Annotated in this window: 17 protein-coding genes, 1 pseudogene and 1 CRISPR repeat array; of the genes and pseudogenes, 17 read left to right on the top strand and 1 reads right to left on the bottom strand. The window is 49.0% G+C overall.

All coding sequences use genetic code 11. The features are described from left to right. The first annotated feature begins 474 nt into the window (after positions 1-474). The 17 genes from L2082_RS07270 (at position 475) to L2082_RS07190 (ending at position 12,415) form a co-directional block, all read left to right on the top strand. Entirely contained in the window at positions 475-681 is a 207-nt protein-coding gene (locus tag L2082_RS07270; protein ID WP_446009918.1) for a hypothetical protein, read from the top strand. 156 nt (positions 682-837) lie between these two features. Continuing rightward, entirely contained in the window at positions 838-1,077 is a 240-nt protein-coding gene (locus tag L2082_RS07265; RefSeq protein ID WP_446011582.1) for a type II toxin-antitoxin system RelE family toxin, read from the top strand. 130 nt (positions 1,078-1,207) lie between these two features. After that, complete coding sequence (locus L2082_RS07260) at positions 1,208-1,348, top strand: Rpn family recombination-promoting nuclease/putative transposase (RefSeq protein WP_446009919.1); 141 nt, start codon at positions 1,208-1,210, stop codon at positions 1,346-1,348. After that, positions 1,345-1,917 carry a DUF4351 domain-containing protein gene (locus L2082_RS07255; RefSeq protein ID WP_446009920.1) on the top strand — a complete coding sequence of 191 codons (573 nt, stop codon included), beginning with the start codon at positions 1,345-1,347 and terminating at the stop codon, positions 1,915-1,917. Before L2082_RS07260 ends, L2082_RS07255 begins: the two co-directional genes overlap by 4 nt. A gap of 438 nt (positions 1,918-2,355) precedes the next feature. Further along, entirely contained in the window at positions 2,356-2,679 is a 324-nt protein-coding gene (locus L2082_RS07250) for a hypothetical protein (protein WP_446009921.1), read from the top strand. Next, positions 2,679-3,008, top strand: coding sequence for a nucleotidyltransferase domain-containing protein (locus tag L2082_RS07245; protein ID WP_446009922.1), 330 nt, complete (start codon positions 2,679-2,681; stop codon positions 3,006-3,008). Before L2082_RS07250 ends, L2082_RS07245 begins: the two co-directional genes overlap by 1 nt. Positions 3,009-3,046: 38 nt before the next feature. Beyond that, the gene (locus tag L2082_RS07240; RefSeq protein ID WP_446011579.1) at positions 3,047-3,436 is read left to right on the top strand and encodes a HEPN domain-containing protein; all 390 of its coding nucleotides are present in this window, start codon (positions 3,047-3,049) and stop codon (positions 3,434-3,436) included. Positions 3,437-4,228: 792 nt separating this feature from the next. Next, on the top strand, positions 4,229-4,444 hold the full coding sequence (locus tag L2082_RS07235) for a hypothetical protein (protein ID WP_446011578.1): 216 nt from the start codon (positions 4,229-4,231) through the stop codon (positions 4,442-4,444). 2 nt (positions 4,445-4,446) lie between these two features. Then, entirely contained in the window at positions 4,447-4,707 is a 261-nt protein-coding gene (locus tag L2082_RS07230) for a type II toxin-antitoxin system RelE family toxin (RefSeq protein WP_446011577.1), read from the top strand. Between the two features lie 39 nt (positions 4,708-4,746). After that, complete coding sequence (gene cas2 / locus L2082_RS07225; RefSeq protein ID WP_446011576.1) at positions 4,747-5,028, top strand: CRISPR-associated endonuclease Cas2; 282 nt, start codon at positions 4,747-4,749, stop codon at positions 5,026-5,028. A 117-nt stretch (positions 5,029-5,145) separates the two neighbouring features. Next, positions 5,146-7,782: a CRISPR-associated endonuclease Cas1 gene (gene cas1, locus L2082_RS07220; protein ID WP_446011575.1), complete on the top strand. Its 2,637-nt coding sequence runs from the start codon at positions 5,146-5,148 to the stop codon at positions 7,780-7,782. Between the two features lie 420 nt (positions 7,783-8,202). After that, positions 8,203-8,995: a CRISPR direct-repeat array (repeat unit 36 nt; unit sequence GTCACAATGACACTCCGGGGCGCCCTGGGTTATGAC). 17 nt (positions 8,996-9,012) lie between these two features. Next, positions 9,013-9,513, top strand: a complete 501-nt coding sequence (locus L2082_RS07215; RefSeq protein WP_446011574.1) for a type II toxin-antitoxin system VapC family toxin — start codon at positions 9,013-9,015, stop codon at positions 9,511-9,513. After that, positions 9,491-9,658 carry a hypothetical protein gene (locus L2082_RS07210; RefSeq protein WP_446011573.1) on the top strand — a complete coding sequence of 56 codons (168 nt, stop codon included), beginning with the start codon at positions 9,491-9,493 and terminating at the stop codon, positions 9,656-9,658. The genes L2082_RS07215 and L2082_RS07210 overlap by 23 nt, the downstream gene beginning before the upstream one ends. Positions 9,659-9,821: 163 nt before the next feature. Further along, positions 9,822-10,397, top strand: coding sequence for a Uma2 family endonuclease (locus tag L2082_RS07205; RefSeq protein WP_446011572.1), 576 nt, complete (start codon positions 9,822-9,824; stop codon positions 10,395-10,397). A 589-nt stretch (positions 10,398-10,986) separates the two neighbouring features. Further along, complete coding sequence (locus L2082_RS07200; RefSeq protein WP_446011571.1) at positions 10,987-11,274, top strand: BrnT family toxin; 288 nt, start codon at positions 10,987-10,989, stop codon at positions 11,272-11,274. Next, positions 11,234-11,512 (top strand): BrnA antitoxin family protein, encoded by a 279-nt coding sequence (locus L2082_RS07195; RefSeq protein ID WP_446011570.1) that lies wholly within the window; start codon positions 11,234-11,236, stop codon positions 11,510-11,512. Before L2082_RS07200 ends, L2082_RS07195 begins: the two co-directional genes overlap by 41 nt. 507 nt (positions 11,513-12,019) lie before the next feature. Further along, positions 12,020-12,415, top strand: coding sequence for an RAMP superfamily CRISPR-associated protein (locus tag L2082_RS07190; protein WP_446011569.1), 396 nt, complete (start codon positions 12,020-12,022; stop codon positions 12,413-12,415). Here the strand turns inward: L2082_RS07190 and L2082_RS07185 are convergent. After that, positions 12,399-12,494: pseudogene (locus L2082_RS07185) on the bottom strand (transposase); the annotation flags it as partial. The gene L2082_RS07190 and the pseudogene L2082_RS07185 sit on opposite strands and share 17 nt — an antisense overlap.

Below are 12,494 nucleotides of genomic sequence, written 5' to 3'. Positions count from 1 at the left end.
AGGTAGTTGAGTCAAGTTTTCAATGTCGCTGTATCATGTTGAATATGCGTTCTTATTTGACAAAACCAACACAGTGTAGTACCTCCTGCAAAATAAGGGTGAAACAGGGTCGGGGAGGGGAGGTACTACAAAAAGGTATTGACAGGGAACTGAATTTATGGGTATAAAAAAAGGCAGAGTCACAATGACACTCCGGGGCGCCCTGGGTTATGACTTTTGTTTGACTTCGTATTTTCCATTTTTTTGTCACAATGACACTCCGGGGCGCCCTGGGTTATGACCAATCGCTTTAGCCCTGTTCTGTTTAGCCTTTTGTCACAATGACACTCCGGGGCGCCCTGGGTTATGACGGAACCCCAAAGCTCGATAAAATTCTTAACAACATATTGATCTTCCTTATGTAGATAGACTTATTGCCTTTTGATTCCAAGGCAGACTTGGACAAGGTGCTCCCGAAACAATGGAGGAACAGTTATGCTTACGATTCGTCCAGAATACGTAATAGACAGTAAAAAACAGCCAAAGGCAGTGCTTCTTCCTTTTTCTGACTGGGAGAAAGTGCTTGCGGAGCTTGAAGAGCTTGATGATATCCGTGCATATGATCAGGCAAAAACAGGCTCGCAAAAAAGTGTCCCTTTTGATCAGGCAGTTCGTGAAATTCAGGCGGAATACGATGCATGACATATACAGTTCTCTAGAGTCGTAAGTTCTCTGCCTTTTAGAAAACTTTTCCAGCTATCTATCTGAAACTACGATAGTTGAGATTTTCAACCCTATTTTGTCAGGATCGTAATTTCAGGAAGATAGAAGAACTTGCGACTCTAGAGTACAGTTGAGATCCTGCGGTCTGCTCAGAAGCAGATTCGGAAGATTGATCAGAAAGACCAATCTCGGATCATAGCTGTTATTGCATCACTTGCTGAACAACCGCGTCCTGCGGGAAGCAAAAAACTGTCCGGTCGTCCGGCTTGGCGTATCCGAATTGGCCCATATCGAGTGATCTACGAAATAAACGACGGGAATATCAGTGTGCTGGTTGTCGCTGTCGGTCATCGCAGAGAAATCTACAGACTGTAGGGGCAACCGGCGGTCATCCTTATCCATACCCTGAATTATCGCCTCGGCACACCGGGCGGTTCACCGAACCGCCCTTTCTCCGTCCTTCCCTCTTGTTGTATAATCCTTAAGCAACGATTATATTTCCCCTATGAGCACAACAGAAAATCCCCATGACAGTGTTGTCCGGCAGGTTCTTGGACGCCCGGAGGTAGCGGTCGGATATTTCCGTCACAGCCTGCCTGCGGAGCTGGTCAAAAAACTGGATTTTTCCACTCTGGACCGAGTGTGAATTTTCACTCACTGATTTCGGTTGATGATCCGGCGATATTGCGGCACCTTCCCGAGTTTTCCCCGGTGCTGCACGATGTGACCCGGCTTGAGGATGATGAAATCATCGGCGAGGCCGCTGCCGGGACGTTGCTGCTTCTGCTGAAATACATCTTCCGCCCAGACCTGGCAGAACGTCTTCCCGGCCTGCTGATTCAGGCCCGGACGCTGCTTGAGGATGAAAACGGACGCGAAATCATGTTTACTCTGCTGTACTACCTCACCGGCGGTACCGGCAGGGTGGATGAAGAAACACTTGAACATGCTCTCAAAGAAACAGCTTCCAAAGGTGAGGTTATGAAATCTTTTCTGAAAAAATATTTTGATCAGGGTGTACAGAAGGGTGTCGCGCAAGGAGAGTTACGGTTACTTTTCCGTCTTCTGCACAAACGTTTCGGCGACCTGCCTGGCTGGGCAGAGGAGAAATTACAGGGGGCACCATCTGGAATGCTGGAAACCTGGTCAGAGCGAATTCTGACGGCATCCACGTTGGAAGAAGTTTTCTCTGAACCGGACGGATCATCCTGTTAATCCGTTTAAAAGATGTCCTTACAAAAACGTAGGTCGTTTTTCGGGCAATTCGGAGTCGTTTTTGCCGGTCAGAGGGAAAAACGGGCTTATTCGGGGAAGAAGTTCGGAAAATTTCAGTTGAATCAGATGGTTGATGAAGATTTTCAAAACTTGAATATCATGTTGAATCTGCGGTATTATTCGGCAAAACCAACACAGTGTAGTACCTCCAGCAAAATAAGGGTGAAACAGGGTCGGGGAGGGGAGGTACTACAAAAAGGTATTGACAGGGAACTGAATTTACGAGTATAAAAAAAGGCAGAGTCACAATGACACTCCGGGGCGCCCTGGGTTATGACGTTTCCATTTGGGTCATGAATAATTGCGTTCATTGTCACAATGACACTCCGGGGCGCCCTGGGTTATGACCATAAGAAAATTCAAAAAGGAGTTTCCGCGATGTTGGAAGTTGAATATCTGACAGATAAAAAGGGGCAACAAAAAGCGGTCGTCCTTCCCATTGAACTATGGAGACAGCTCTTCCCTCGGCAAAATGGAACATTTGAAGAGTTATCTGAAGCAGTGGAGGATTACTGCCTGAACAAAGCAATGGATGAAGCGCGGAACACGCCTTTAATGAACGGCAAGGAGGCAATGGCGTATTTTTCTAGTGCCCAAGTTCTGCTTGGGCACAGATATCGTGAAGCTCCGCTTCATACCGGGAAGCAGAGCTTCAGCAGCAAAGGCTCCCAAGCCGGAGCTTGGGAACCAGAAAAAAAATAATGGCCTCCAAAAAAGCCCCTCAATTCGTTATTGATCAGTTTACTGACGAAAGCAGATATATTCTGCAAAGCAACATAGTGGAAGAATACCTGTTCGGTTCGTATGCGACTCAAACCCAAACAGCACTTTCCGACATTGATATTCTCATTATCGTCAAGACGCTTACACCGGCCATACAGTCGCAACTCAGCGATATGGCTTCGGAATACGCGTTACAGTATGGTTTCTGCATATCTCCGATTCTCACCGATATTGAAACATGGAAAAAAAATGAAAAATTCAACACCTTGTTTTATCGGGAGATAAAAAAGAAAGGTATCAGGCTGTGAATGACGGCGATACGATAAACGACCTTTCGGATTATCGATTGAATAAAGCGAAAGAACTGGCCGAAGAAGCAAAATTGCTGTTTGAAAACAAACGATATGACGGATGCGTCAATCGCTCATATTATGCCGTATTCAGTGCTGTCCGTGCTCTTTTAGCCCTGCTCGGACTGGACAGCAGAAAACACAGTGCGGTCATAGCGTATTTTGACAGATATTTTGTCAAAACCGGTCTTTTTGCCAGAGAGTTCAGCCGAATAGTTCACAACTCCTTTGACGTGCGGCAGGCGAGTGATTATCAGGATTTTTATATCATCTCAGCCGATCAGGCAAAAATGCAGCTTGACGGTTGTCTGAAATTTGTTTCTGAGGTTGAACAGAAACGGTTGCTGCTTCTTGCAGGAGAACTTGAATTTCCCGATATTCAGTAGGGGGCGACCGGTCGGTCGCCTCTACCTCCGAATCCGGCGGATCATCCCGTTAATACGTTCATAACAGGCCCTGAAAAATTCCTGAGTCGAATTTCGGGCAATTTGTGGTCGTTCGGGGCCGTTTTTTTCGGTCAGAGAGGAAAACGGGCTTATTTCGGAAAAAAATTGGAAAACCCCTGTTAAATCATATGGTTGATGAAGATTTTCAAAGCTTAAATATCATGTTGAATCTGCGGGATTATTTGGCAAAACCAACACAGTGTAGTACCTCCTGCAAAATAAGGGTGAAACAGGGTCGGGGAGGGGAGGTACTACAAAAAGGTATTGACAGGGAACTGAATTTATGGGTATAAAAAAAGGCAGAGTCACAATGACACTCCGGGGCGCCCTGGGTTATGACAAAAATTGCCAATAATATCATTAAATAACTTTGTCACAATGACACTCCGGGGCGCCCTGGGTTATGACTTTGGATTGCAATCTGATATTTTTTACTAATATCGTCACAATGACACTCCGGGGCGCCCTGGGTTATGACTAAGGCTTGTTGATAAGCACAGCCAGAGATAAAGTCACAATGACACTCCGGGGCGCCCTGGGTTATGACCGTAGGGGCACGGCGCGCCGTGCCCCTACCCAGCCCCGGTTCAACAACGGCCTGTAGGGGGGAACCCCTGTGTTCGCCCTTATATCACCACCGGGCGGATTATTCCGGGCAGGCACGGGGGCCTGCCCCTACGGCGTTTTGGGTTATGACGGATCACTCGAAATTGAACGCTCAGGAAACAAATTATGCAGAATTTAGTTGCGCAGATGACCAGAGATGAGTTCGTTCAACTTATAGAGACAGTTGTTGAGAAAAAGCTCTCAGAGTTTATGGAGAAAATCATGGAAAACGAACTCAGCCCTGAGCTGGCAGAACGTCTGCGCCGCCAGAAAGAGCAGGTGGCATCCGGGGAAAGAGGACATTTGTTCAGCCAGGTAGTGGAACAGCTTGACTTGGCCTGATAATGTATGAAGTTCGAGTGTTGGACGATGCTGTCAGAGATTTAAAACGTCTGGATAAACCTGTGGGTCGGAGGACTGTGCGGAAGATATCCTGGCTTGCGGAAAATCTGGAGAACATCAACAATGAACAGCTCTCTGGCAATCTTTCCGATTTCTACAAATTCAGGGTCGGAGCATATCGTGTGCTTTATCAGGTTCTGGAAAAGGAATCTGTTCTGCTGATTCATCATATTGGCCATCGAAGGGAAATTTACCGCAAGTAGGGGCGACTGGCCGGTCGCCCCTACCACCCACCTGATTCCATGAGCACCTTCAGCCGATACGTGATCGCCTACGACATCAGTAATCAGCGGGAACGTAACCGGGTGAGCAAGGTGTTGAGCGGTTACGGCTTCCGGGTGCAGAAATCCGTGTTTGAGTGCTCGCTTTCAGCCGGGGGCAAGGCCAAAATGGAGGCGGAACTGGAACAGTTGGATTTGCAAAGCGGTTTTCTCCATATCTATCATCTCAATAAACAGGCTAAACGGAGCGAAATCGGCAAGGCCCCGCCTTCTTTGGACAGCGGATTCGCCTTTGTGGTGTGATTTCGGTACAAAACTGTAGGGGCAGGTCCCGGTGCCTGCCCTGTATTTTCTGGATGACGGCAAGGGTAAACACACAGGTTTACCCCTACAATATGAACCCGTATCGTCCCACCAGTCATGCAAGAAATCCTGCCCTGTTTCCAGCCCCTGCTCGACCTTTCCTGGCAGACCCTGCGCCTTGAACTGCGCAACACCCGCAACACCTTTGCCCGTCAGCACCCGCTGGCTGTGTTTGCCGCAATCTGCAAGCACGCCGCCAAACAGGCAGGCATCCCTCATAACCAGTATTTCTACCACCCTCTGGACGGTCCGCCCGACGACCGTATCCGCAAAAACACCATCTATGCGCTGGAACTGGTCTTTCCGGCCTCAGATACTGCGATCCCGGATCGTTTTCTCTCCGGCCTGAACAAGCATCTCCATAATCCCCGTAATAATTTCAGCCTGCATAGCAGCGAACCGGCCCGAACGCGTTGCCTGCGCGACCTGCTCACAGAAAATCCCCTGCGCAACCCGGACGAGGTCTGCCTCGAATTTTTGACTCCGTTTCCCTTTACGCCAAAGGAACAGGGACAACACCACCTCATTGACCGGGATATTTTTTTCCGCAAGCTGGAAGCCAGGATCAAACGGACCTTTGCGCTGACCCTGCCCGAGGTGGAAAACTGCTGGCAAGGAGTACGGTTGCTCTCCTGCTATTGGGAATATTATGAACGACAACGGAATGCTGGCAGTAATAAAGGCAAACAATACCTGAACGGCACCGTGGGACCGCTCTATCTGCGTGGTGATATTGAGCCGATTTATCCGCTTCTTCTGCTCTGTTCAGAAATCAGCAGTGGCAGGCGCAGCTCCTTTGGCCTGGGCCATTATCGACTGGTCCATAACCGTGCTTTTTTTGAGCCGCAGCTTACTGACCGTAGCCTTTTTCTTCGTTATCGCCAGGAGCTGTTAGAGCAGAGTGATCATCAGGCGGATATTGCCGGAGAATTACTGGACCCGGAGCAGGCTGAAACAGATCTCCATCAGGCCCTGCTGGACAATTCTCTTACTTTTCCGCCAGCCCACAGTGCAGGTATCCCCAAAAAAGATGGCAGTCTGCGCAGTATCGCCATCCTCTACCCGGAAAGCCATTGTATCCATTATTTCCTCAACCGTTTGCTTTCGCCGATTCTGGATAAGCTTTTTACTGATGCAGTGATTGGCTATCGGCCCAGTCGTTCCCGCCAGCTCGCTAAAAAACGCATTGTTCAGGCCTTTCACGAGGGCTTTACCTTTGTGCTCAAGGCGGATATCGCCTCGTTTTTTGATCAAATTAACTGGCAGATTCTGGAGCAAAAACTGGACGCCATCCTGCCTGTTGCAGATAGCCGGATACGTGCTCTCCTGCACCAGTGCATCCAAACCCGGATTGCCGGGCCGGACGGAATTATTCCCCGGAATAAAGGTCTGCTCCAGGGCAGCCCGCTTTCTCCGCTGCTTTCCAACCTCTATCTGGATGAATTTGACGAGCAACTGGCCGGTCTGGGCTATCGGGTGGTGCGCTATGGCGATGATTTTGTGATCATGCTCCGTTCCCCGGCTGAAGGCAAGGTGGCCCTGGCCGACATCCACCTGCTACTGGAACCGCTGGAGTTATCACTTCAGGAGGAAAAAACCCGTCTCCAGCCTCTGGATATGGGCTTCACCTTTTTAGGGCTGGAGTTCGGGGCCATGATCGACGAAGAATTTGTCGAACGCACCACCCTGAAAAAGACCCTTTTTGTTCAGGAGCAGTACGCCTTTATCGGTGTTGACAGTCAAACCGTGGTCATTAAAAAAGGACGGGAGATGCTGGCACGACTGCCCATTCACCGGATAAGCGGTCTTGTCCTGTTCGGGAGCAATACCCTGTCCTCCCGGCTGCTGCAACGCTGCTCCCAGGAACATATCCCGGTCTCGTTCTGTTCTCCGGCAGGCTATTATGTCAACACCCTGAAACCGGACTCGCGCAGCTATTTTCATCTCCTGGCGGAGCACACCAATCGCCATGCTGCCCTGTCCGGGGCCGGACAGGTGGAAATAGCCGCTGAAATCGTGACCGCCAAAATCGAAAACTACCTGATCTGGCTGCAGGGACGACGGGAACCCGAGGTGCAGGAACTTTTCCCGAAACTGGAGCAGACCGTTATCGCCCTGAGTCATTGTGCAGGTATCAACGAGGTTCTGGGTCATGAAGGCGCTGCGGCCAAGCTGCTCTTCCGGGCGGTCAACGCGCTGGTACAGGAAGAAGAGGGCAAGAGCTTTTTCCAGGCAAAGAGCCGCATCTGCCATTGCCGGGCCGATCCCTACAACTCCCTGCAGGACTTTGCCTCCTTTCTCCTGTTCTGCAAACTGAACGTGCTGGTGCGGACCAGAGGGCTGAATCCTTATCTGGGCATCCTGCACAGCCATAAGGACAGCTATGAATCCCTGGTCGCGGATCTGCAGGAGATGTTCCGCTGCCGCATGGACCGAATGGTTCTGCGGATGCTCAATCTGCGCCTCATTCAGGCCGGAGATTTCGAGGAAGACGAACAGGGCGGGGTGCGCCTGAACCGGGAGGCATCGGGCCGCTTTATCGACTATTTTGAGCGGGAACTCTCCCTGTGCCTGACCGGCGAGCCCGGCACCCTGAAGCAGCTGCTGCTGGCCCAGGTCAGTGTGATCGCCCGCTGGGCACGGGACAATCAGCGTCTGATCTGGTATAATGCCCGTTCGTATGAGAGGGAATGATTCGTAGGGGCACGGCGCGCCGTGCCCCTACCCGATGCCGGAATGACGACGGTCTGTAGGTGCGACCGGCCGGTCGCACCTGCAAATTCATGGTTATTTCTTTAATGTTCTGTTTAAATATGCCCCTGAAAAAAACGTAGGTCGAATTTCTGGGATTTTAGGGCTGTTTCAGCCTGTTTTTGCCGGTCAGGAGGGAAAACGGGCTTATTTTAAGAAAAAATCTGGAAAACTTCTTTTGAATCAGATGGTTAATAAAGATTTTCAAAACTTAAATATCATGTTGAATCTGCGGCATTATTGGGCAAAACCAACACGGTGTAGTACCTCCGGCAAAATGAGGGTGAAACAGGGCTGGAGTGAGGAGGTACTACAAAAAGGTATTGACAGGGAACTGAATTTACGGGTATAAAAAGAGGCAGAGTCACAATGACACTCCGGGGCGCCCTGGGTTATGACGAGCTATTGAAGACATACCGATAAATTTCCGTCACAATGACACTCCGGGGCGCCCTGGGTTATGACTAAATAATCCCTACACACTGACTTTGATATACGTCACAATGACACTCCGGGGCGCCCTGGGTTATGACTTTTTTCATGCTGCGCTGCTGCCTCCATTGAGTCACAATGACACTCCGGGGCGCCCTGGGTTATGACATTAAATTAAAAATAAAAAACTTCTGATACTACTTTGTCACAATGACACTCCGGGGCGCCCTGGGTTATGACTCATCGTTTAGCTGAAAATCTATAGGTCTTTCTTTGTCACAATGACACTCCGGGGCGCCCTGGGTTATGACGGATTTAAAACCTGTAGGCCTATAGCAAGAGTCACAATGACACTCCGGGGCGCCCTGGGTTATGACTTTTATGAATACTCAATTGGATTGTTAGTTTTCGTCACAATGACACTCCGGGGCGCCCTGGGTTATGACAAATGATTCTACTTTTTCCCCGTTTCCATAATTGTCACAATGACACTCCGGGGCGCCCTGGGTTATGACTTTTATGAATACTCAATTGGATTGTTAGTTTTCGTCACAATGACACTCCGGGGCGCCCTGGGTTATGACGTAAAGGCTTATGAGTAAATTTCTTAACTGCCTGTCACAATGACACTCCGGGGCGCCCTGGGTTATGACAAAATGTGTAAATAGATTCCATGATGTTCTCCTTGGTCACAATGACACTCCGGGGCGCCCTGGGTTATGACACGTAGAATAGATAATTATGAAGTCAACCTGTTATCTTGAAACAAGCGTTGTTAGCTATCTGACAGCCCGACCAAACAGGGATCTGATTATCGCAGCACACCAACAGATTACACATGACTGGTGGAAATTTCGGAAACCTGCATTTACGCTCTATGCCTCACAACTTGTTTTGACTGAAGCCGGAAAAGGAAACCGTGAGGCCGCCACAAAACGTCTGCAAGTGCTGGATGATATCGAACTGCTTGAATTAAAAGCGGATGCTCTTGACTTGGCAGATATTTTTATGCGTCACAAAGCCGTGCCGAAAAAAGCTCAAGAGGATGCGCTCCATATCGCTCTTGCGGCAATTTATGGGCTTGATTATCTTATGACGTGGAACTGCAGACACATTGCCAATGCGGAAATACAGAAACAGATAAAAAATATCTGCACTGACGAAGGCTATGAACTGCCGACAATCTGCACTCCAGAAGAACTGATGGGAGGGGAAGACGATGAGAAAGGATGCAATTATTGAAGAACTGCATAAGATACGTCAGCAGCATGCCCGAAAGTTCGGGTATGATCTCCGAAAAATATTTACGGACCTGAAACAGCAGGAAGAAAAAAGCAGCAGGAAATTTATTACTCTGCCTGTCCAGCGGAAACCGGCAGGGAGATAATACCAGTACAAAAAGAGGATGATATCACCTCAGCTGTTCAGGGCAGGAACTGACACTCCGGGGCGCCCTGGGTTATGACGTTTCTGTAGCTTCTGTATCGGCAATCTGCGGGTCACAATGACACTCCGGGGCGCCTGAGCTGTCAGCACAACAGGAGCCGTACATGAGCTTGGCAACAAAATTTGACCGGCACATGAGCTATGCCGACTATCTGACATTACCGGAGGATGAACGTTGGGAAATCCTTGAAGGTGTTCCCTATGCTATGAGTCCGGCCCCCTCCCGAATACACCAGAAGGTATCCGCCCGTCTGTTCAGGCAGCTGGATGCTTTTCCGGGCCTGAAAAATTGTGAGGTGTATTACGCACCCTTTGATGTTCGCTTGCAGGATGCCGAAGAAACAGAGGAAGAAATAACCACAGTTGTTCAGCCGGATCTGGTTGTGGTTTGCGATCCCGCCAAGCTTGACGATAAAGGCTGCCTGGGTGTTCCTGATCTGATCATTGAGATCGTCTCACCTTCAACGGCATCAATGGATAACATCAAAAAACTCGCCCTGTATCAGAAATACGGTGTTCGGGAATACTGGATCGTGCATCCGGTGGACCAACTCGTCATGGTCAGATTGCTCGGAAAAAACAAGGTCTACGACAAGGCGGACATCTACGATGCGAACGGTATAATTGATGTCCGGGTTCTGCCGGGGCTTAGGGTGCATCTTGATGCTGTGTTCGGGTAGGCAATTATTCTGGATACGCAAGGGCAGGCACGCAGGTCCGCCCCTGCGAAAACGAGGTTATTTCTTTAATTTTCGGTTTAAATATTGCCCTGGAAAAAACGTAGGTTGGATTTCGGGCAATTTTTACTCGTTTTGGTTGGTCAGAGAGGAAAAAGGGGTTATCTGGGGATGAAATGCTGAAAATTTCAGTTGAATCAGATGGTTAATAAAGATTTTCAAAACTTAATTATCATATTGAATCTACGGTATTATTTGACAAAACCAACACAGCGTAGTACCTCTGTCAAAATGAGGATGAAACAGGGCTGGAGAGGGGAGGTACTACAAAAAGGTATTGACAGGGAACTGAATTTACGAGTATAAAAAAAGGCAGAGTCACAATGACACTCCGGGGCGCCCTGGGTTATGACTTTCTATAAAAATCCAAGTAAGATTCCGCTTGTACTGTCACAATGACACTCCGGGGCGCCCTGGGTTATGACATAATTTCCTCCTACTGCTCATCGTTTTTGAGTCACAATGACACTCCGGGGCGCCCTGGGTTATGACATTGCCCTCTTCGGATGAAATGTTTTGACACCATATTTTTATGCAGCTACGATTTGAGTGGGATGAAAATAAAAATGCGACCAATATTCGCAAGCATAAGATTTCCTTTGCCGATGTTCCTGAAATATTCGAGAAAGAAGTAGTGATTGATTATGACGACAGTCAGAATTATAACGAGGAGCGTTGGATCGGCATCGGTGTATTACGGAGTGTAGTGGCGGTTGTGGTATTCACTGAACGTAAAAACAATACAATTCGTATAATTTCAGCAAGAAAAGCGAATAGAAATGAGCGAGAACGATATTACAAAAAAATCATCCGAAACTGACTGGTCGGCCCTGGAAGCTATGGCTGAAGAGGAAATAGATTATTCTGATATCCCTCAGCTGTCTGATACGTTCTTTCAACAGGCCCGGATATGGAAACCGCAGAAAAAAGTTTCAGTTACTTTCAAAGTGGATGAGGATGTTCTGAAATGGTTTCAAGCGGTCGGCGATGACTGGGAACTCCGCATCCAGGCAGCGTTACGTCTTTATGCGGAAACGCATAAAAAAGCATACAGATAAAACCGGCGCATTCCTGGGCACCCCTGGACGTCCTGGGTTATGACCGTAGGGGCGACCGGCCGGTCGCCCCTACCCCACGCCCTGAATCATCCCCTCGGCACACCGGGCAGACACGCAGGTCTGCCCCTACACAATCCTGGGATGACAATTGCTGGTGCCCAAGCTCTGCTTGGGTACAGACGCCCTGAAGCTCCGCTTCATGCAGGAAGCAGAGCTTCAAAAAAGGCTTCCAAGCCGGAGCTTGGGAATCAGGGAATCAGGGAATCAGGAAAATCCTCTTGGCCTCCGCACACCCTTGTCACACTGTTTATTAAGTATTAATTTTTTGATATAGATTTTTCTATATCGTTCAGATAGCCTCTTCATAGCCTGTCCACCTGGAGAGCATAGTCCGATTCCGCTCTGACCAGCCTGAACCTGACCGTGAACAAGCACGCAGGGCAGGCACAGGGATCTGGCCCCAGACTTTTCCTGCCGCTCAAAAAAAACTCTTGCAAAATCTGAATCATGCTATTATATGTTTTCGGCATGATCTCCCTGTCCTACACCATCACCTCCCTTACCCCCATCGTCACCGGTGACAACGAGTGCCGGAACACAGAGCTGCTTGCCACCGGCATTCTCGGCAGCCTCCGCTATCAATACTGGCTGCTCAAGGCCATGCAGGCGTGGCAGGCTGATCCGGAAAATCCGATCTATCCGCACTTTGAGGATGATCATCTTCCGGCCAGAAAAGGTCCGAACGATACAACGTTCCGCAATGCACTGGCAGCAGCCGGACCAGTGGTCCAGCTCTTCGGGGCCACCAATTGGAAGAAGATGTTTCGGCTGGAGATTGCCGAGGCTCCAAAAAAGGGCTCATCGCAGATTAGTGGGGAACGCCATGTTCCGCAAATACTCTGAGCCTGAAATTTTCAAAATTTCTATATCCAAACGCAGTCCGAATAATGTTTCTTATGCTGTTATTGAGTCCTTCAACAAA

It is taken from the genome of Candidatus Electrothrix sp., assembly GCF_052785085.1.
The sequence above is the reverse complement of the archived record's forward strand: the minus strand, read 5'-3'. Positions and strand labels throughout refer to the sequence as shown.

Excerpts from the sequence above, each read along its gene's own strand:
- L2082_RS07230 (WP_446011577.1), top strand. The coding sequence starts at position 4,447 with ATGTATGAAGTTCGAGTGTTGGACGATGCTGTCAGAGATTTAAAACGT.
- cas1 (WP_446011575.1), top strand. The coding sequence starts at position 5,146 with ATGCAAGAAATCCTGCCCTGTTTCCAGCCCCTGCTCGACCTTTCCTGG.
- L2082_RS07215 (WP_446011574.1), top strand. The coding sequence starts at position 9,013 with ATGAAGTCAACCTGTTATCTTGAAACAAGCGTTGTTAGCTATCTGACA.
- L2082_RS07260 (WP_446009919.1), top strand. The coding sequence starts at position 1,208 with ATGAGCACAACAGAAAATCCCCATGACAGTGTTGTCCGGCAGGTTCTT.
- L2082_RS07200 (WP_446011571.1), top strand. The coding sequence starts at position 10,987 with ATGCAGCTACGATTTGAGTGGGATGAAAATAAAAATGCGACCAATATT.
- L2082_RS07195 (WP_446011570.1), top strand. The coding sequence starts at position 11,234 with ATGAGCGAGAACGATATTACAAAAAAATCATCCGAAACTGACTGGTCG.
- L2082_RS07190 (WP_446011569.1), top strand. The coding sequence starts at position 12,020 with ATGCTATTATATGTTTTCGGCATGATCTCCCTGTCCTACACCATCACC.
- L2082_RS07270 (WP_446009918.1), top strand. The coding sequence starts at position 475 with ATGCTTACGATTCGTCCAGAATACGTAATAGACAGTAAAAAACAGCCA.
- L2082_RS07250 (WP_446009921.1), top strand. The coding sequence starts at position 2,356 with ATGTTGGAAGTTGAATATCTGACAGATAAAAAGGGGCAACAAAAAGCG.
- L2082_RS07235 (WP_446011578.1), top strand. The coding sequence starts at position 4,229 with ATGCAGAATTTAGTTGCGCAGATGACCAGAGATGAGTTCGTTCAACTT.
- L2082_RS07245 (WP_446009922.1), top strand. The coding sequence starts at position 2,679 with ATGGCCTCCAAAAAAGCCCCTCAATTCGTTATTGATCAGTTTACTGAC.
- L2082_RS07210 (WP_446011573.1), top strand. The coding sequence starts at position 9,491 with ATGAGAAAGGATGCAATTATTGAAGAACTGCATAAGATACGTCAGCAG.
- cas2 (WP_446011576.1), top strand. The coding sequence starts at position 4,747 with ATGAGCACCTTCAGCCGATACGTGATCGCCTACGACATCAGTAATCAG.
- L2082_RS07205 (WP_446011572.1), top strand. The coding sequence starts at position 9,822 with ATGAGCTTGGCAACAAAATTTGACCGGCACATGAGCTATGCCGACTAT.